Source organism: Rhizobium cerradonense (assembly GCF_030182455.1).
In the GTDB taxonomy this organism is placed as follows: domain Bacteria; phylum Pseudomonadota; class Alphaproteobacteria; order Rhizobiales; family Rhizobiaceae; genus Rhizobium.
The window spans coordinates 241,850-260,885 of the sequence record NZ_JAQJCK010000006.1 but is presented as its reverse complement, the minus strand read 5'-3'; the positions used below and the strand labels follow the sequence as shown (position 1 = coordinate 260,885).

Annotated in this window: 17 protein-coding genes; 9 read left to right on the top strand and 8 right to left on the bottom strand. The window is 59.0% G+C overall.

The genetic code is table 11. The annotated features are described in order from the left end of the window. The first annotated feature begins 15 nt into the window (after nt 1-15). The 4 genes from PH547_RS16400 to PH547_RS16385 are packed head-to-tail and all read left to right on the top strand — an operon-like array spanning nt 16 to nt 4,309. Entirely contained in the window at nt 16-1,263 is a 1,248-nt protein-coding gene (locus PH547_RS16400; protein WP_260304667.1) for an NAD(P)/FAD-dependent oxidoreductase, read from the top strand. 25 nt (nt 1,264-1,288) lie between these two features. After that, nucleotides 1,289-2,764 (top strand): aldehyde dehydrogenase family protein, encoded by a 1,476-nt coding sequence (locus tag PH547_RS16395; RefSeq protein ID WP_285168855.1) that lies wholly within the window; start codon nt 1,289-1,291, stop codon nt 2,762-2,764. A 19-nt stretch (nt 2,765-2,783) separates the two neighbouring features. Further along, nucleotides 2,784-3,542 (top strand): SDR family NAD(P)-dependent oxidoreductase, encoded by a 759-nt coding sequence (locus PH547_RS16390; RefSeq protein ID WP_285168914.1) that lies wholly within the window; start codon nt 2,784-2,786, stop codon nt 3,540-3,542. Between the two features lie 11 nt (nt 3,543-3,553). Continuing rightward, on the top strand, nt 3,554-4,309 hold the full coding sequence (locus PH547_RS16385; protein ID WP_285168854.1) for an SDR family NAD(P)-dependent oxidoreductase: 756 nt from the start codon (nt 3,554-3,556) through the stop codon (nt 4,307-4,309). A 91-nt stretch (nt 4,310-4,400) separates the two neighbouring features. Here the strand turns inward: PH547_RS16385 and PH547_RS16380 are convergent, their stop codons facing one another. Together PH547_RS16380 and PH547_RS16375 are read right to left on the bottom strand one after the other, a co-directional pair. Further along, nucleotides 4,401-4,811: a hypothetical protein gene (locus tag PH547_RS16380; RefSeq protein WP_260304670.1), complete on the bottom strand. Its 411-nt coding sequence runs from the start codon at nt 4,809-4,811 to the stop codon at nt 4,401-4,403. Nucleotides 4,812-5,007: 196 nt separating this feature from the next. Beyond that, entirely contained in the window at nt 5,008-6,036 is a 1,029-nt protein-coding gene (locus PH547_RS16375) for a helix-turn-helix domain-containing protein (protein WP_285168913.1), read from the bottom strand. A gap of 246 nt (nt 6,037-6,282) precedes the next feature. Between PH547_RS16375 and PH547_RS16370 the strand changes: the two genes are divergently transcribed. After that, nucleotides 6,283-7,278 (top strand): helix-turn-helix transcriptional regulator, encoded by a 996-nt coding sequence (locus tag PH547_RS16370; RefSeq protein ID WP_104826103.1) that lies wholly within the window; start codon nt 6,283-6,285, stop codon nt 7,276-7,278. A gap of 183 nt (nt 7,279-7,461) precedes the next feature. Here the strand turns inward: PH547_RS16370 and PH547_RS16365 are convergent, their stop codons facing one another. Further along, complete coding sequence (locus PH547_RS16365) at nt 7,462-8,334, bottom strand: TIR domain-containing protein (protein WP_285168853.1); 873 nt, start codon at nt 8,332-8,334, stop codon at nt 7,462-7,464. Nucleotides 8,335-8,664: 330 nt separating this feature from the next. On the opposite strand from PH547_RS16365, the gene PH547_RS16360 reads away from it, so the two are divergent. Continuing rightward, a complete protein-coding gene (locus tag PH547_RS16360; protein ID WP_285168852.1) occupies nt 8,665-8,919 on the top strand; it encodes a DUF982 domain-containing protein in 255 nt (84 codons plus the stop codon). A 196-nt stretch (nt 8,920-9,115) separates the two neighbouring features. Here the strand turns inward: PH547_RS16360 and PH547_RS16355 are convergent, their stop codons facing one another. Next, nucleotides 9,116-10,405 (bottom strand): TadE/TadG family type IV pilus assembly protein, encoded by a 1,290-nt coding sequence (locus PH547_RS16355; RefSeq protein ID WP_260304673.1) that lies wholly within the window; start codon nt 10,403-10,405, stop codon nt 9,116-9,118. Between the two features lie 211 nt (nt 10,406-10,616). Then, on the bottom strand, nt 10,617-12,503 hold the full coding sequence (locus PH547_RS16350) for a putative bifunctional diguanylate cyclase/phosphodiesterase (protein WP_245464218.1): 1,887 nt from the start codon (nt 12,501-12,503) through the stop codon (nt 10,617-10,619). Nucleotides 12,504-12,794: 291 nt separating this feature from the next. On the opposite strand from PH547_RS16350, the gene PH547_RS16345 reads away from it, so the two are divergent. Next, nucleotides 12,795-13,832, top strand: a complete 1,038-nt coding sequence (locus PH547_RS16345) for a class I SAM-dependent methyltransferase (protein ID WP_285168851.1) — start codon at nt 12,795-12,797, stop codon at nt 13,830-13,832. Between the two features lie 100 nt (nt 13,833-13,932). Here the strand turns inward: PH547_RS16345 and PH547_RS16340 are convergent, their stop codons facing one another. Then, a complete protein-coding gene (locus PH547_RS16340; protein WP_104826109.1) occupies nt 13,933-14,313 on the bottom strand; it encodes a winged helix-turn-helix transcriptional regulator in 381 nt (126 codons plus the stop codon). 92 nt (nt 14,314-14,405) lie between these two features. Here PH547_RS16340 and PH547_RS16335 point away from each other — a divergent pair, with 92 nt between their 5' ends. After that, on the top strand, nt 14,406-15,131 hold the full coding sequence (locus tag PH547_RS16335; RefSeq protein ID WP_285168850.1) for an SDR family NAD(P)-dependent oxidoreductase: 726 nt from the start codon (nt 14,406-14,408) through the stop codon (nt 15,129-15,131). A gap of 12 nt (nt 15,132-15,143) precedes the next feature. Next, nucleotides 15,144-15,776 (top strand): DsbA family oxidoreductase, encoded by a 633-nt coding sequence (locus PH547_RS16330; protein WP_285168849.1) that lies wholly within the window; start codon nt 15,144-15,146, stop codon nt 15,774-15,776. 230 nt (nt 15,777-16,006) lie between these two features. Here the strand turns inward: PH547_RS16330 and PH547_RS16325 are convergent, their stop codons facing one another. Together PH547_RS16325 and PH547_RS16320 are read right to left on the bottom strand one after the other, a co-directional pair. Further along, nucleotides 16,007-17,941, bottom strand: coding sequence for a beta-galactosidase (locus tag PH547_RS16325; protein WP_285168848.1), 1,935 nt, complete (start codon nt 17,939-17,941; stop codon nt 16,007-16,009). Next, entirely contained in the window at nt 17,941-19,032 is a 1,092-nt protein-coding gene (locus PH547_RS16320) for an ABC transporter ATP-binding protein (RefSeq protein WP_104826113.1), read from the bottom strand. Before PH547_RS16320 ends, PH547_RS16325 begins: the two co-directional genes overlap by 1 nt. Nucleotides 19,033-19,036: the final 4 nt, after the last annotated feature.

The window sequence follows — 19,036 nt, the reverse complement described above, 5'->3', positions numbered from 1 at the left end:
GAGAGAGTTGAGAATATGAAGTCGGAACGGAACCTTGTGGTGGTCGGAGCGGGTATCATCGGCGTTGCCATCGCCTATGAGCTTCAGCGCCGCGGCAAGTCAGTGATCATTGTCGACCGGGACGAGCCGGGCCGGGGTGCTTCGTTCGGCAACATGGCCTCCATCGCCGTCACCGAGTTCATGCCTGCGTCGCGCCCCGCCATCTGGAAACAGATGCCGAAATGGCTGCTCGATCCGGAAGGGCCGGTGAGGGTACGGCCGTCCTACATGCCGAAACTCACGCCTTGGTTCGCGCGCTTCCTGGCCGCCAGCAGGCAATCCAAGCTGAGGCAGCTCGAAGGGCAGGGAGCCGCACTCTGCAAGCGTGTCTACGAGGATTTGCTTCCGCTCCTTCGAGACACGGGCCTGTCTGACATGCTGACGGAGGAAGGGTGCCTCGCGCTCTACGCCAACGATGCCGAACTTGCCGCCGACCGCGACCATATCGAAATCCTCGAACGCTTCGGCTTTGCGCACAGGCATCTCGGACGCGATGATATCCACGCACTGGAGCCGGAGATCAGTGACCGGATTGCCAGGGCGGTCCTGTTCCCTGACAACCGTTCCATTCGCGATCCTTACAAGCTGGTGGTCGGCATATTCGACAAGTTCAAGGAACTTGGCGGGAAATTCATCAAGGGCGATGTCGCTGGATTCGACCGTTCGGCTTCGGGTGTGGATGCCGTCAGGCTCGGAGATGGCCGTGCCATCGGCACGGACCAGCTCGCGCTCTGCGCCGGAGCCTTCACGGCGCGCATATCGAAACAGTTCGGAGAGCCGATCCCGCTTGAGACCGAGCGCGGATACCATACGCAAATCATGTCCCCCGGACTTGGTCTTCGTCATTCGATCATCTGGCCTGCAAAAGCCTTCATGGTGACCCCGACCGCCGGTGGCCTGCGTGTCGGCGGGACCGTCGAGATGGCAGGGCTGGATGCTTTGCCGGACTACCAGCGTGCCAAAGTACTGGTTAAGCGCGCTCGCGAAGCTCTCCCCGGCCTGAAAGTGGAAGGCACCAGTGAGTGGATGGGACACCGACCCGCACTGCCCGACACGGTTCCGATCATTGGTCGCTCTGCCAAGATCACCAACCTCCTCTACGCCACCGGCCACGGGCATCTTGGCTTGACCTATGCGGCGACCACGGCCCGCATCATCGGCGATCTTGCCACGGGCGCGCCGCCGCCGCTCGACATCAGGCCTTATCGCGTCGACCGCTTCTGACACGTTCAACACGGGAGAAACACCAATGCGCACGGAACTCTATATCGACGGGCAATGGACGCGCCCCCTCAAAGGCGGCACCTTCCCGATCGTCAATCCCGCGACCGAAGAGGTCGTTCATCATGGCCCGCTGGGCACGGCGGAAGATGTCGAGCTTGCCGTCCGGGCGGCGCGGCACGCATTCGATCAGGGTCCCTGGCCAAAGATGCCCGGCACCGAACGGGCAAAATACCTTCGGGCGATCGGCGCCGGTATCCGCGATCGGTTGCAGGAACTGGCACGGCTGGAAACCATAGACAACGGCAAGCCTTTGCCGGAAGCCGAGTGGGACATCGCCGATGCTGCCGGTTGCTTTGATTTCTATGCCGACCTCACAGAGGGTCTCGACAAAAAGCCGGAGGAAGCAATCACGCTCGCCGACGGCCGTTTCGTCTCCAAGGCGGTCAAGGAGCCCGTCGGCGTCGCCGCCGCCATCATTCCCTGGAACTTCCCATTGCTGATGGCCGCCTGGAAGGTCGCGCCGGCGCTGGCTGCGGGCTGCACCATGGTCCTCAAGCCTGCCGAACTGACCTCGCTGACGGCGCTCGAACTCGGCGCGATCGCACAAGCTGCCGACCTGCCGCCGGGCGTCCTCAACATCGTGACGGGTGCAGGCTCGGTGGCCGGCCAGGCGATGGTCGACCACCCCGATGTCGACAAGCTCGCCTTCACCGGTTCGGGGCCTGTCGGCTCACGGATCATGCAGGCGGCGGCGCGCGACATCAAGCGCGTCAGCCTTGAGCTTGGCGGCAAGTCGCCCTTTATCGTCTTCGACGATTCCGACATCGACGCCGCGGTCGAATGGGTCATGTTCGGCATCTTCTGGAATCAGGGCGAGGTCTGCTCGGCGACGTCGCGTGTGCTCGTCCAGGAAGGCATTTACGACCGGTTCATGGACCGCCTTGTCGAAGAGACGAAGAAGATCAAGATCGGGGATGGCCAGGAACCGGGCGTGCTGCTCGGGCCGATGGTGTCGGAGAAGCAGATGAACCAGGTGCTGGCCGCAATCGAGAACGCTCGTACTGATGGTGCGAAGGTCACGGTTGGCGGCGGGCGTCCCGCGAGTTTCAACAAGGGATACTATGTCGAGCCGACCGTCCTCACCGACGTGCCTCTCGACAGCGATGCCTGGAAGGAGGAAATCTTCGGCCCGGTCGTCTGCGTAAGACCGTTCAAGTCGGAAGATGAAGCCGTGGCGCTTGCCAATGACAGCAGGTTTGGTCTCGCCGCTGCCGTCATGTCGAAGGACGACGCCCGCGCCGACCGCGTCGCTGCGGCCCTGCGTGCCGGCATTGTCTGGATCAATTGCTCGCAACCGACGTTCACCGAGGCGCCATGGGGCGGCTACAAGCAGTCGGGCATTGGCCGCGAGCTGGGTCGCTGGGGCCTCGAAAACTATCTCGAAACCAAGCAGATCACCCGTTTCGTCAGCGAAGAGCCATGGGGCTGGTACATCAAGTGAATTGGGAGAAGGCATGGTTATGGACAATCCGCTAGATCGCATGAATGTCCTGGTCACCGGAGCATCCGGCGGCTTGGGCCAAGCCATCGTCAAACGCTTGGCGGCTGAAGGCGCGACGCCGATCATCCATTTCGCTCGGAATGAGGCAGCCGCGCAGGCGCTGCTCGAAAGGATCAGTGGCAAAGGACACGTGGTTCAGGGAGATCTCTCCTCGCGAGAAGGTCCGGAAGAACTATGGAGCAAGGCAGTGCATGCCGCGCGACGTATTCATGCCGTGGTGAATGCCGCGGGCATCCGCACGGAGGTCGCCCTGACCGACAGACTGGAGACTTGGCATTCCGCCTGGCAAGGCGAATTCCAGGTCAACCTGTTCGCTGCTGCCGACCTCAGCCGCAACGCCATATTGCATTTCAAGCAAAATGGCGGCGGACGGATCATCAATATCGCCAGCCGCGCGGGTCAGCGCGGCTATTCGGCCGACGCGATGGCCTATGGCGCATCGAAGGCGGCGCTGATCAATCTCACCAAGTCCATCGCGCGGAGTTTCGGCGGGGACGGCGTGACGGCCATCGCGATAGCTCCCGGTTGGATACGGACCGACATGGCCGAGGACTTCATCGCCAAGAACGGCGAGGCGGCCGCCGTCGCCGACATTCCCATCGGCGCTATGGCGTTGCCGGAGGAAGTCGCGGAACTGACCGCCTTTGTTCTCCGGCCGTCCCAGCGCTCACTCAACGGCGCAACGCTCGACGTCAATGGCGGCAGCTACATTCGATAGGGGGATAGAAAATGCAGCGATTTGAAAACAAGGTTGCGATCGTAACGGGTGCAGGTGGAGGCATCGGCTCGGCGATCGCCAAGCGGCTGGCAAGCGAGGGCGCCTATGTCGTGGTCATCGACATGAACGGTGATGCCGCCAGCACTGTCGTCGCGGAAATTGAGGCAGCCCATGGAGAGGCGGTAGCCATCGTGGCGGACATCGCCAACGGCGAGTCCTGCCGCGAACTCATCGCGGAGGTTATCGGTAGGAAGGGGCATATCGACATTCTTTGCAACAATGCCGGGATCAACCGCCGTGGCAATCTGCTTTCCGTTACGGAGGAGGATTGGCGGCTGAGCTTCGCGGTGAACATCGATTCCATGTTCCATCTCTGCAAAGCCGTGATCCCGCACATGATCGAGGCGGGTGGTGGGGCAATCGTCAACACGGCCTCGCAATGGGGTCTCCATCCCGCGCCGAATCACATTGCCTATAACGTGACCAAGGCCGCTGTTGCCTCCTTCACCCAGAATCTCGCACGCGACTACGCGCCCCACAAAATCCGGGTCAACGCCGTCTGCCCGGGTGAAATTCACACCCCGATGCTGGAGGCCGGCGTCATTCGTTCGGGCCGCACCATCGCCGACCTGGACAGGCTGGTTCCCTTCGGCCGGATCGGCAGGCCGGAAGAAGTGGCGGCGCTCGTCGCCTTCCTCGCCTCGAACGAAGCGGAGTTTATGTGCGGCTCATTGGTGGAGATAACAGGCGCACAGGCAGTTGCGTAAGCTTCTACTGAGGCGATGGCGGCCCGTTCAGAAGGGCCGCCGGAGATGTACGCCGGCTGTTCCTGGAACGATGACCGTTGAGAAAAGGCGCTCAATCGGCCACAGAGTTGACGACGCGGCAAAGGTTGTCGCTCATGCTGGGGGCAACCTGTCCTTGCGGCACCATGAAAAGAGCATCGACGCGGCTGCCCTTGCCGCTCTTCCTGACGACGACTCGCAAAGTCTGCGGACGTCCGGATCCAGTCGTTTCCTGTTGGGCCGTCAGCGTGCCGAGTTGTTTCTCGGCATTCACATCGACAAAGCCTTCCGCCAGGACCGCTCGGGATACTTTGTCAAAGGCAACAGTGGGATTGACCGACGGAAATTCCATCCAGGTCTTGTAGGTCACAGCGGTTACGAGGGGAACGCCGCTGCTTTGATAATGCTGCGAGCATGGACTGGCATGGGCGGAGCTGAGGGAGATAGTGGCAAAGGCGAAAGCGTACAGAATTGTCTTATGCAAAGCGAAACGTCCTCTGTTGATAATCCGACGCGGCCTGGCCGTCGTTTGCGGCATGCTGTCCAGCAATGATGGGACCTCTATCGGAGTCGGGATCTTCGCATAACGTGGCGCCGTGGCTGATTACAGTGGATTTCCGAAATCTAAACGCAAGTGCACTTGTTATGGACGATCCTGCACCGCATGCGATCGGCTATTTTCAATTGCCCGGCACACCGAACGGCAATGTCCAACCCGAAGGCCGATTGACATGGTCTTGACGATGGGGAGCGGCGTGTTTCAGCGCGGCGCCGGCGCGAATGTTCTCCAGCGTCTCGCCGGGGGTGTGGCCGAATTCGGTCTTGAACAGACGATAGAAGTATTTCTCGTTCGAGAAGCCGTGCCTCCAGGCGATCTCGGCGATATGCGGCTGCGGCCGGCTGGGGTCTGCCAGCACTTGGTGGGCGCGACGCAGCCTGCGGCGCTGTATTTGCCGCATGACACCGCCGCTGCCTTCGAACAATTGGTAGAGTTTTGCCCGCGACAGGCCGACCTCCCGGCAGATCCGATCGGGCGTCAGATCGACATCCAGCAAATGCGTATCGATGTAGCGCAGGATCCGCTCACGCAGCGCATTTCGGATCGGACCGTTCGCCTCAACCAAAGCATCCGGTGTCGGGGAGACTGCGGCGGTCAGAAGCTGCAGGGTCGATTGAACGACATAGGGAATCTCATGCTCGGTAAGGCTTGCAAGGTTTCGCAACAGCGAAAGCAGATGGTCGCCAAGAAGACGGCTTACGCCACCCGGCAGCGTCTGCCCGTGCAAAAGCGCGGTCCGGTGCGGCAGGAGATCTCTCGGCACTACCAAAGAGATCACGTCGCCCGCCTCGACCAGGCCTTCGTTCACCTGAGCGGCGTCAAGGACGAACAGATCCCCCGCCGCTTTTATGGGTTGAGGCGTGTTCCATCGACACAAAAATCGGCCACTCACCATCAAGGTGAACCGAAAAAAATCCTGACCGTCGGTCCGTATGTGCCGCCCGCTTCGATTGATTTCATAAGCCGAAGACCGGGTCCGATTGAGCCACCGTCTCCCGGACAAGATAAGAGGACCGAGAGCAGCGCCGGTTGCTTCGGCGTTGAACGCAATGGAATCATCGCTCCGCAAGATGCAATCGCAGTGATTGTCTCTGACCCAAGCGTGAAACCGATCTTTTTCAGGAAAGTCGAGCGTCGAGAAACTGAACATCAGCGTGGAATATGTCTGCGCCATTGAACTATGCATTGACCTTTAAGCGATACATAGAGCAACCGCAAAATGTGGCAATAGGTCATAAACTAAACGTTATGCGTGCTTATGCGAGGCCGTCATTACAAAACCCTATTGCCCCAAACGTCGTCGACATTGAAAAGCCTGTTTGATGTCAAATCAATTTCTCGTTAGACGCAGATGGGGGCCTAACCGCGACAAAATCAGAGAATTGGGTAGGGCAAGTTGACCGAAATTTTGACGCTTAAACTCGAGGCGACGTCACTCACAACGAGTGAAGTCTCCGAATGGCTTACTGGCGAAAAGCAGGACAATTTCTATCGGCCTCTCAGTACCGACAGCCGCGGTCTCTTCTCATTCGGTGTTCATGGCGCTGGCGAGCTGGTGGGCTGGGTGGGGGCGAGCTCAACGGACCGCGCCTTTTCCGTCACGATCGAGAATGATGACTTCATGTTTTTTCTCGAGCATGGAACCTGCTACGATCTGGCAACAGGCGGCATAAGGCATGCTATCACGCCCTGCACGGGACTGCTGACGACGGCCGACCGCTATTCCGCGGTGAATATTCACGCAGGCTCCGTTGCCGAAGGATTTTGCGTCCCGAGGAGCGCGGTACACGCGGCCCTGACCAGCACCTTCGAACGTCTGCCGCCTGTCGATTTCGAATTCGTTCCCCTGCAGGACCTGACGGCGGGACCGGCGGCGCATCTTTTCAAGCTCATGCGGTTCTTCCGAGATGAGATTTGCGCCGATCAAAATCTCGAGATTTCTCCTATTGCCCTGACTAGCTTCCAAGAGATGTTCTGTCTGCTGATGGTGCAGAATCTGCCCCATACGCTTTCGGACACCGGATCGCGGGTGCAGACAATTGCCCCTCGCCAGCTTCGAAGAGCGCTGGAGTTCGCCAGAGCGCATATCGCAATGCCGATCACGATCACGGACATGGCAGCGGCAGCGGGTGTCAGCGTGCGGGCGCTGCAGATCAATTTTCGACGATTTTTGAATGTCACCCCAATGGCTTACCTACGACAGCTCCGCCTTGATGGCGCACGCCAAGATCTGTTGACGGCCATGCCATCCGCGACGGTCAGTGAAATCGCGCGCCGCTGGGGGTTTATACATCAGGGCCGCTTCTCTCAGGAGTATCGTGCTGCTTTTGGCGTCCTGCCGAAATACGATCTCGGACGCAGTTATGAGAAGAATCGGCGTGCGGCGTCATAAAGCACACGTCGATACCGGTTCGATATCGGCGCGTGTTCGCGGCTCCTCATGATGGACAAATCGAGGGTGGCGGATCTGCCGGCTAGAGCAATTCCAGGAAAACTGTGCAGCGGTTTTCCGTCAGGAATGCGTAAGAACAAAGAGATAGAGCGGGAAAGCTACTCCGTGAAACGCTGAACCGCTCTAGAGAAACTGAACTCTCTGGGCAATTGCATCGGCTATTTCGCTCGGGCTGAATTCCCACGCATCCAGGTACCCGTCAGTTCCAAGATCGCTCTCCGCGTCGCCATGGTCGAGGCGAACATACATAACGCGATCATGCGCTCTTTGAGCAGCAATTTGCTGAATAGTGTTCCATTCGATACCGCACCAAGTCTTGGACTGATGGTCGGAGCCGATGAATATGACGATCAGCTTGGAACGGTTCTGGTAGATGTCCCGCAGCAGAAGGTCTGTTGTCGGCCTCGCCAGTTGTCCCTGGTAATTGTAGTCATAAAAGTAAGAGTGGGGGCCGATGTTCTTTTCAAGCTGAGTTGCAACTTTTGCAACCAGGCCCATTGCCTCAGCAGGAAACGACAAGCCGACATCGAAGCGATGCGAGTTTATGTTTATCGCGCGCCCCACGGGGTTCGTCCAGGAGGGCAGGGTAATTCCCAGTCGCTGCAGTTCTTTGGGTAAATTCGTGTCCTTAACCGCCCAATGCGTGCGGTTCATTTCCCAATCGCCAAGGTCGAGGATAAAATGCTTATCCGTCATGTCCTGCCAGCTCAGAAACTTTGGAAGAGGTTGGATCTCATAGTCGATGTGAACCAGCTTCTGGCGAATGGCGATGTCTCGGATAATGCCGAAATGGGGAGCGCGCTCACGGAAAGTTTCGTGAGCAAATATGGTCGGCAGCCTCATGAGCTGTAGCTGCGACGCCTCTGTCGTTACGTCAAATCTATCGGCTATCGCTTTTTCTGTGTACTCAAAGATGCTGATGCATCTGGTTAAATCGATTTCAAATGGCGTTCCGTCCCACGGTTCTTCTCTGCTGGAGACGATCAGATTATACATGCCGCCCTCCCTCAATTTAGCGATCCCGCTACAGCATAATAAATAAACCTATAGGGCCTGAGAGTCACGAACTACCAAAGCTTGAGGTTGAGACCGCGCAGTTTTTCTGTCGTGCGGGAGTGAGGATTGGAACGCACGATCATGCTTCACAACTGCATAGCGATTTTTTCAGTCCCACCAGCCTCGCTGGTCCTCGCGCCGGCTGCAGACACTCTGGTCGTCATTGCGTGATCGGCCAGGGCAAGAAAAAGCGGGTCATCGTCGGTGTTTGCTTGCGAGCGTGGAACAATTGTCTTCTGGCGCAGTTCGGGGACCCGGGGATTAAAGAAGATGAAGCGCCAGTGGTGGGATGATCCAGTAAAGGTCGGAACCCCCGTTCCGGGCAGGTATCTCATTATCAACAGCACCGAAAGTGCAGCTCAGTACATGTTCGAGGAGTGGCCCGGCGATCGCAGCACGATGGCTTTTCAGGCGACGGTGCAAGCCCTCTTCGATGCCCATGACGGAAAGCTGCCGATTGGTGCTGCGCGCGCCGCCTTCACGACGGCAGTCGAAAACGCCGGACTACGCTTTGCTGCTGAATGATTGGTCAAAATCTGAGAAGAACACCAAAAAAAGCCGTTAGCAGGGACAGGGCTCTGCCAACGGCAATAGGAAATGACACCACCTTGGGCACGGTAGTGGCCAGGCGTGTCCCTGGCGGCTGACCGAACTCGCTAGTCTGAGTATTGTTCCCGCCGCGAATCGCGATTTTGTAAATCGGTAAAAATCGCGCGAAACCTCAGCTCGTCAGGCGAGGGCTTCTGATGATTTTCAGGAAGAGCGCGTTCATTGCGTCGGCGATGCCCTGCGTCGGATTGACTTCGAAATAGAGACCCGGCGAAGCGCAACTTTGCAGGCGCGTCGGGATTTGCGATTGAAACGGGGCGATCCAGGTATTGTACCAATTGTTTGCCGGCAGCGGCAGATAGGTCGTGTATAGAATGGCAATCTTGACGTTCTGATCCTTCAGCGGCTGACAGAAGGAGGTGTCGATCGGTTCCTGGCACCGGTTGCCGGTCAAGGGCTTCGTGCAGGTGTATGGTTTTTGGCTGTCACCAACCCCGTCCGTTACGAAGAAGAGAACCTTTTCGCGATCGGTGCTGCTTGTGCCGCCGCCGCCCGTGCCCATATTGCTCTTCATCTGGGTGAGCGCGTTGTCGAAGCTGGTCGTCTGATCGTTGTTATAGCCTTGATAGGGAATGGTCATCAGATCGACGTTGTCGGTATAGCTTTTGACCTGCGCCATGTCGGACGACAGGCCGGATACTGTCGTTAGCTGTGCTTTCTCCGCCTGTGTGCCGAACGTATAGACTGCCATCCTGTATTGATCGGGCGTCGAGCGGCTGGTGGTCGCCGTCTCCGTCAGCTTCTGCGTTGCCTGGCGCACCACGTCGATGCGCATGCTCACCCCAAGCTTCTTCGCCAGATTGTAGTAGTTGTTCGTCGTATCCATGTTGTGGCAGGCAAAGGCGCACTTGTCGCTGGTATTCTTTTGCATCGTCGCGACGTCGGTCGGGGTCGCTCCCACGCCCATGGACGGGGTATTGTCGAGCAGCATGTAAAAATCGATGAAGGTGGCGGTCTGGTATTGCGCGGTGGCTGCCCCGGCGATCGGAATGGTCGTGTCGCCAAGGATCTGCAGAAACGACGTTGGAACAGTCGCATGGAACGTGACGTTTGACGTTACGATATTGGCTGCCTTCGTTACGGAGACGTCGACATCCACCGGAACACCCTTCCAATCGCTCGCGAGCTGGCCGAAGAAGAGCTTGCGTGCGTCGTCCTGCCCGATTGTCACGACGCCGTCTCCAGACATGGCCATGGCCGCCGCTACGCCGCTTGAGGATTCCGCGATCGCTCCGAGCGCCGCCGCATCGGCAGCCGCATAGAGCTGGCTGCGCAAGCTGAGCGCGTTCGAGATATCGACCGCCAAGCCCGCCGCACCGATCAAAGGTACGGCGAGGAGTGCTGTTATCGTGCCGAAATTGCCGGATTTGCTCCGCGCGAAGCGAAGGAGTGTATGAAGCATCTAATAACTACCCCAGGCTAGACGACGCAGTTCATTCGCGTTCGACCCGCCATCATGGCAGTTTCAAATCCGTATATCGCTAACTTATAAAGCTGCGTTTAAAGTATAGTACTAAGAAAGAATGAACAGTTTCGGCAAATACGATCGACGCTCTGCTGCGATCTTCGATAACACTTCGAGGAAGTCTTCGTCGACCGCTCGCTCAGAGGTACTAGGCACTTGCCCGCAATAGATCGACACTCACCGGTTTGCCGAGATGAAACCCTTGAACCCGGTCAATGCTGAGGCTCTGAAGGACAGACATCTGAGCCTCGGTCTCCACGCCTTCCACCAGAATGGTGTTTCCCCGATTGCGTATCAGGGCGACCATGTCTTGTAACATCGTCAGGCCACGTTCGTCCGAGCAATCATGCAGGAAGGTTCGATCAACCTTGACGGTGTCGAACTCGATCGCCCGGAGCCACGACAATCCGGCGTAGCCGGAGCCGAAGTCATCCAGCCAAATCTCGACGCCGAGCGCCTGGAGATCGGCGACACACTGCAGCACCTCGGGTTGCATCTCCATATCCAAGCCCTCGGTGACTTCCAATGCAAGCCGGGACCCGGAGACGCCAGTTTCTTCGAGGATAGCTGCAACGCTCGAGGCGAAGCCGGGAGATCTTAGCTGCACCGGAGAGACATTCACGCTCACCGTGGCCATGCGGTCGGACGCCAGGATATCCTGACATGCCGTTTTGATCGCCCAGCGACCCAATTCGACAATAGATCCGGTCCGCTCAGCGATCGGAATAAAGACGCTTGGCGGCACGGAGGTTCCATCGGGCATGCGCAGCCGCATCAAAGCCTCGGCGGCTTTCATCTGCCCGTCCCTGAGATCGAATATTGGTTGATAGACCAGCGATACCAGTCTCCGATCGATGGCTGCGGCCAGCAGCGGCACCAATTTTCCGGCATCCTCGTTCGGACGCCGCAGCACCGGATCAAAGATTCGAACGCAATTGCGGCCGGAGGCTTTTGCACTGTAGAGCGCAAGGTCGGCCTCACGCACAAGCCATTCCACCTTTGCGGCGGATCGCTCGCTGATAAAAGCAACGCCGACACTTACCGTTACGAACTGCGTGTCGTCCGGCCGCTCTTCATGTCGGATTGCGAGCGCCTCGACTTGGTGCCGAATTTTGCCCGCTATATAGATCGCTTCATCCTGCGCTTTCAAAGGCATGACGACGATGAACTCCTCGCCGCCATAACGACCAATGATGCCTCCGTGGCGCTCAACCAGCTTCTGAAGCGTCGTGGCAATGACCGTCAGGCAGCGGTCGCCTTCCTGATGGCCGTACCGGTCGTTGAAACGCTTGAAGAAGTCGACGTCGATCAGGATGACGGAAAATTCGCGGCCCTTATCTTTCCAGGCGCTCCAGCACTCATCCAGCCGCCGATCGATCGCGCGTCTGTTCTCGATGCCGGTGAGGTAATCCGTGTGTGAAAGACGCAGCAATGCCTTTCCGCGCTCTGCCGCTTCCCAATGTTGGTGGCGCGCTTCCACCGCATTCAGGAAAACGTTGTAGCGCTCGACATTCAGGCGCCAGTTCACGAAAGACGTGAACACGAAGCACGAGACGTAAAATAGTCCGAAAGCGAGCTGGTAAGCCGGCGTCGATGGAAACGAACTGTAGAGAGCCGCAAAAAACACGGCCAATACAGTGCCGGACGTCAGGACGGACAGGCGAAACGAGAAGCTGAAGAACAGGTTCGCGCCCATCATGAAAATCGCGCCGAAGATCATGTAGTATGACATGCTCGTCGCATATTCTGTGGCGATAGCCGGATAAAGCCAGCCGGCATAGCCGAAGATCAGCGCCAATGCGCAAGTGCTGTCCAACCAGACGGTCTTTGCCTTCGCCAACCGCAAAGTCTCAAAGGCCAGCAGCGCAATAGCCGCCACGACAAACCGCATGAGGATTGTCAGCGGCGCAACATCGGGAATAAGCCAGCTATCGGGAGCGGCAAAGACCAAATAGACGACGACTGCCATCCACAATCCCTTGCGCGTGCCTTCCCGGCGGACGGCATCGTTTTCCGATGCGTAGGCGGCCCTCATCTCCAAAGCAAAGCCACGGTGTTTTTCTGTCGGGACAGCGCCGTCTACAAATGGAGCCTTTGCGGAAATTTCGGATGCGGTCTGCTCTGTAGATAACTGCTCATAGAACATGCGGCGATGCCTCCCGAGCATTGCTGCCGATAAACCTGCGTTCACCGCTTCCAAAAGTTCCGTCCGTGTCAATCACGAAATTTAGCTCGTACTGCTAGAAATACCCTCTTGACGTGCAGAATCCAATCGCGTTCTGTCGTCCACATATTTATGCTTAACATTGCGTCAACGGAGTTCATAATGGCACAAGGCTTTAAGTTCGACGGCGAGAGTCTCATTGCACCTGGACAAATTTTTCGCCCGACTAAGCCAGACGACCTTCCGTCATCAGATCAGATGGTAATCGCCAAGGCGGAACTTGCTCTCACGCTCGACTTATCGCTTCAACAATTCCGATCCGAAGTGGATTCTCATGCGATTGTCAGCCGGCTATCGCAGGCGTTGCATCAGATCCGTCGTCGGTTTCACGCCAGCATATGGAGCGAAATCGTCTTCCTTGCGCAGAACCATCCCGTTGCACAGTTTCTGCTTCAGGATCCATTCACGAAATGGTCATTCGATAAGCCGCGGGGCTATTCCGGTGACGCGCATCTGCTCGACTTCATTTATGGTCATGCCATCGTGGAGGCGGAAATCGCAGCATCCACCGCGCTGGGCAGAGCGATATATGAATACACCAAAAACGCGTCCTCATCCGTCGCGGTGAGAGAACGCCGCGACATCCTCGCACAACGAGTGGATGAGCACGCCAAGGATCGACCCGGCTCGGCCGAAGTCTTGGCGATGGCATCGGGCCATCTTCGCGAAGCGGCGCTGTCGACCGCGCTTAGAGAAGGGAAAATCAAGCGCTGGATTGCGCTCGATCAGGACCCCCTAAGCGTGGGGACGGTTGCGCGCGATTTTGCCGGAACATGCGTCGAAGCGGTGGACGGCACGGTCAAGAGCCTGCTTTCCAACAAACACGCTTTCGGGCATTTCGATTACATCTACGCTGCGGGTCTCTACGACTACCTCACGCTTCCGGTTGCCGCCAAACTGACGCGCAAATGTGTTGAAATGCTCAAGCCCGGCGGCTCCTTCCTGTTCGCGAACTTCTCGCAGGAAATCGAAGTCGACGGCTACATGGAAGCATTCATGAGTTGGCCTCTGCTCCTGCGTTCGGAAAACGACATGCAAATGATTGCCGATGCAAGCGCTAGCGAGGCAGAGACAGATGTATCCATCTGGTTTGGAAAGAACCGCAACATCATCTATTGCGAAATTACGAGGGTAAAGTAACTCGGCAGCCCGTTTTTGCCTCTCGCTATGTCGCGCTGCATAAACGGCCGCCAACTGAGACCACTCGCAATGAGGGGCAGGAGCTAGCTAGCTACCTTGGCTAGCTTGCCCCTTCATCATGCAAGGCGCGATGCGCTTCGATTTCCCCCAGGTGATCCAGCACCCACATAGCGAGCTGCAACAGGGGCGCTGAAAGCGAGCGGCCGAGATCCGTCAGGCTGTATTCGACCTGCGGCGGTATGGTCGGATAGACCTTGCGCGTCACCATGCCATCGCGCTCCAGCGCCTTCAAAGTGCGGGTGAGCATCTGCTGGGAAATGCCGCCGATCAGCCGTTTCAGTTCGTTGAAGCGGCGCGGCTGATCGGCCAGCATGGTGATTGCCATGATCGTCCACTTGTCGCCCATGCGGCCGAGGATCTCATTGACTTTCCGGCAACTGGGGTCCGTGCCGGGCATGGTTGGCGGGGTGGGCATATGCATGTGACTAGGCCTCGAAAATATGCGTTCTTGCGACATTGCAGTCATTATATCATATCTGGTCAGTAAAACATACCGCCATCAAGGAGTAAGTGATGACTGACAGAAAAACGATTGCCCTCTTCGGCGCCGGCACCGGGCTCGGAAGCTCGCTGGCCATGCGGTTCGGTCGCGAAGGCTATCGCGTAGCACTTGTCGCTCGCCGCGCCGGCCCGCTCGATGAGCGTGTGGCCGAGCTCGCCCAGGCCGGCATCGAGGCCGCGGCATTTCCGGCCGATCTCACCGGTGTCGATGGCATCGCACCACTGGTGCGCTCCATCGAGGATCGGTTCGGCTCGATCGATGTCGCCGTCTACGCGCCCGTGCCCTCCGATGCGGCTTTTGTGCCGGCGGCGGAACTCGACGCGGCAAGGCTGCGGTCGATGGCCGATATCTTCACCTTCGCGCCGGTCGAGGTGTCGCATGCAGTGCTGCCCGGCATGCTCGCGCGCGGCGACGGCGCGGTCGTCATCGTCGGCGGGCTGACGGCAGTGGTCACGATGCCGGGCATGAGCGGCGTCGGACCGCTGATGGCGGCGGCGCGCAACTACGTCTTCACCCTCAATGCTGAGGTCGCGGAGAGGGGCGTCTATGCCGGTACGGTGAATATCGGTGCGTTCCTCGATCGCTCGACCGGCCTTCGCGCCATGACATCCAATGGCGTGCCGCTCGATCCGAAATATCTGGTGCTCGATCCCGACGATGTCGCCGAGGAGATCTGGGGTCTCGTCACCAGACGCGACCGGGCCGAGATCATCCTCCCGCCGCTGCCGCAGGGTTGATGGGAAGGCGCCATGCTGCAGATCGACCTTTTTACTGAAATCACCTGCCCCTGGTGCATCATCGGGCAACACCGGCTCGACAAGGTGCTGGCCGAGCGCTTGCCCGGCCTTGCCGTCGATATCAGGCATCATCCGGTGCTGCTCATGCCGGATGCGCCGGCGTCCGGGCTTTGCATTCCCGACCTGCTGCGCGCACGCTACGGCATCACCGATCCAAAGGCCGCGTTCGCGCGGCCCGAGGCCGAGGCGCAGGCCTCCGGGCTGGCGCTCGACCTCTGCCGGCAGCTTTGGGCCTATCCGACGCAATCGGCACATGCGCTCATCCTTGCAGCGCGTGAACGCGGCACGCAACATGGGCTCGCAGTGGCGATCTCCAGCGCTTATTTCCTCGGCGTGCGGAATATCGCCGATGCCGACGTGCTCGCCGATATCGCGGTGGACCACGGGTTCGAACGCGCCGAAGTCCACGCGATCGCTTGCGACCCCGCCTGGCGCAGGCGCGTCGAACAGGAGGCGGCGAGATCGGCGGCCGCGGGCGTTCGGTCGGTTCCCCACTTCGTCTTCGCCGGACGTATCGCGATCAATGGCGGCCGCAGCGAAGACGAAATTGCCTCATCGATAAAAGAGGCAGTGGCGACCGGCTAAGCGGCAGCGCGTGGTCTGCTCAGACCGGCATTTCCCACGAGCTCGTCAAACAACCCTCAAAGGCGGGCGTTCGGGGCAAAGCTCAACCGGCAAGGCACCTCTAGGCCCGCTTGATCCCTCCCCACCGCAAGTCTTTGCCATCTGGCGCAGCGCTGGTAGCAATATGCAATCCCCTCACCAAAGAGGTAAGGGGATTCGCTTTCCTTCATTTCATCCGCGGACTCCGGTAGTCATCTCCACGCCGAGAGGGAGAATGGAGCGATTTCCTGGCCGCCGAGCACAAAGTCGTGCTTTTCCGGGATCGTCCAGGCGTCCGGCCCGTAATTGAAGGCGAATGTGAGATTGCCTGCACGACGAAGGCGGATGAAATCGGGCAGGGTAGCGGTCGGCAGATCGAGTCCGGCGGCAAGGTGCGCCATTAGATTGCCGAGGAGTTCGCCGTCGGCCCAGCAGGCCAAATAGACGTATCTCCCCTTCGACACCAGCGCTGGGCTGCCATCGTCGAACGCTGCCACGACATCCGCTCCCGCCGCTGTCTCAAGATATTCGCGCCATCTTGTCGCCCGGCCGCTGATCGCGCCCGACAAAGAGGCGCTAAGCCCCGGCCGTAGGGAAGCCACCTGCGTGATCCTGATGCCGGTAAGCTCGCCGATCGGCCCGGGCGGCAAATTGGCGGGAATCCGGAAGTTGCGGTCCCGCGATCCGGTCCGTGGCCCGAAAAGCACGGTTCCATCCGCCTGCTCTAATGCCGCCAATGCCGCGTCGGAGACGTGCATGAGGCAGGGAACGAGAACCAGCTTGTAGCCCGCGAGGGACGCGCCGGGGCGAACGAAATCGACGTTGAGGCCAAGCTTCCTGACCGCCTCGTACCAGCGGAAGGCAAGTTCTTCGTAGCGAAAATCCTTGCCCTGCGGCTGAATGACCGTGGACCAATAGGTCTCATAATCATAGACGATGGCGACGGGTGCCTGTTGCGGCTTCTGCAAGCGCCCGACGGCATCGATCTCATGGCCGGCGATTGCGGCTTCCTTGCCTCCGGGCGAAAGCTCGTCGAGGCCAGGAAGGTTCAGTCCGGCATGCATCTGCTCCTGCGCGAACGGCGCCTGACGCCAACGGAAGTAGCTGACAACCTCGGCCCCGTGGGCAAGGCCCTCCCAGGTCCAAAGACGAACCATCCCCGGTTTGGGGACAGGGTTCCATGGTGCCCAGTTCACAGGCCCCGGTTGCTGTTCCATGATCCAGAACCGGCCATTGCCAACGCCGCGGTATAGATCGTGATGAAAGGCGGCGATGTCGGGGTGGGATGTTTCCGCCCAGCGCACGCGCTCTTCCTCGCTGAACGGAAATTTCTCCACGAAGCCGATCGGATAGGAATCCCAGGAAGCGAGGTCCAGGTTTTCGCCAACCTTCCAATGATCGAAATCGTTGACGAAACCCATGAAGTTATGGGTTATCCAGCGATCCGGGGAGTGCTTTCTGATGATATCGCACTGCATTCGGTCATAGGCGGCGATCTGATCGGACTGGAAGCGCCAGAAATCGAGCCGGACGGCAGGGTTCGGCTCCGTGACAGTCAGATTGGGCAGCGCGACGTCGTCGAAGCTTTGAACTTCCATTGACCAGAAGACGGAACCCCAGGCCTCGTTCAGTTGCTGCGGTGACTGATAGCGAAGGCGAAGCCAGCGGCGAAACGCCTTCAGGTCTTCGGCGCCCCAGGAAAAGCTCGTATCGTGGCAGCCATATTCATTGTCGGTCTGCCAGCCCGCGAGACCAGGGTGCGAACCGTATCGCTGCGCGACCGCTTCGATGATACGCGCCGATTCCTTCCACCAGACTTCCGACGAGAAGCTGTAGTGACGACGAGAGCCGAAGCCTCGCACTCTACCCTCTTCGTCCACCGGAGCGATCTCGGGATATTCGTCCATCAGCCATTTCGGCGGCGTGGCGGTCGGCGTGCCAAGCACAATTTTCAGGCCGGCCGCAGCCAGCGTGTCCATCGCCCGGTCGAGCCAGCCGAAGTCGAAGGAGCCGCGTGAGGGCTCAAGGCGCGACCAGGCGAATTCGCCGATGCGCACATAGGAGATTCCAAGCGCCCGCATGCGGCGCGCGTCTTTTTCCCACCAGCTTTCGGGCCAGTGTTCCGGGTAATAGCAAACGCCGAGCATTATTTCGTCAGGTCCCCGTTGAGGATAGCGTTGCCGGCATCATCGAACAGATGGCAGGCAGCCGCCGGAATATGGATGGAGAATTCGTCGCCCGGCTTGGCCTTCGCCAGCCCGTCCGCCTTCACGGCAATCTCGGCGCCGTCGGCAAGGGTGATATAGAACATCGTTTCCGATCCCAGATATTCGGCAAGACGCACCTTGCCCTGAAGCGTTGCGTCGCCGCCTTCGCTGCGATCGAGATGTTCGGGACGGACCCCGAGAGTGATCGATTGCCCTTCCTTCACCGAACCGCCCTCTAGCGTGATCGACTGACCACCGGGGAGATCGACTTTAGCGCCGCCTTCTGCGGGCGATGCCTTGGTCTTGATGAAGTTCATTTTCGGCGACCCGATGAAGCCGGCGACAAAGATGTTCTTCGGCCGGTGATAGAGCTCCAGCGGCGATCCGACCTGTTCGATCAACCCGCCCTGCAGAACGACGATCTTGTCGGCCATGGTCATGGCCTCGACCTGATCGTGGGTGACGTAGATCATCGTCGTCTTGAGATCCTGATGCAGCTTGCTGATTTCCGTGCGCATCTGGACCCTGAGCGATGCGTCGAGATTGGACAGCGGCTCATCGAAGAGAAACACTTGCGGATTGCGCACGATGGCGCGGCCGATGGCGACGCGCTGACGCTGGCCGCCGGATAGCTGGGAAGGCTTCCTGCTGAGCATCGGTTTCAATTGCAGCATCTCGGCGGCAGCGCTCGTTCGGCGCGAGACCTCTTCCTTGGAGTGGCCGGTCATACGCAGGCCAAAGCCGATATTCTCGGCCACGGTCATATGCGGATAAAGGGCATAGCTCTGGAAGACCATGGCAACCCCACGCTCCGAGGGACCAACCTTGGTCATGTCGTTGCCGCTGATCCTGAGCCCACCGGAGGAAATATCTTCCAGCCCGGCAATCATGCGCAGAAGCGTGGACTTGCCGCAGCCGGACGGCCCGACGAAGACACAGAACTCGCCATCTTCGATGGTAAGGTCGACGCCCTTGATGACACTGGCGGCGCCGAACTGCTTCGTCACGCGGTTGAGCGTTACATTTCCCATGAGG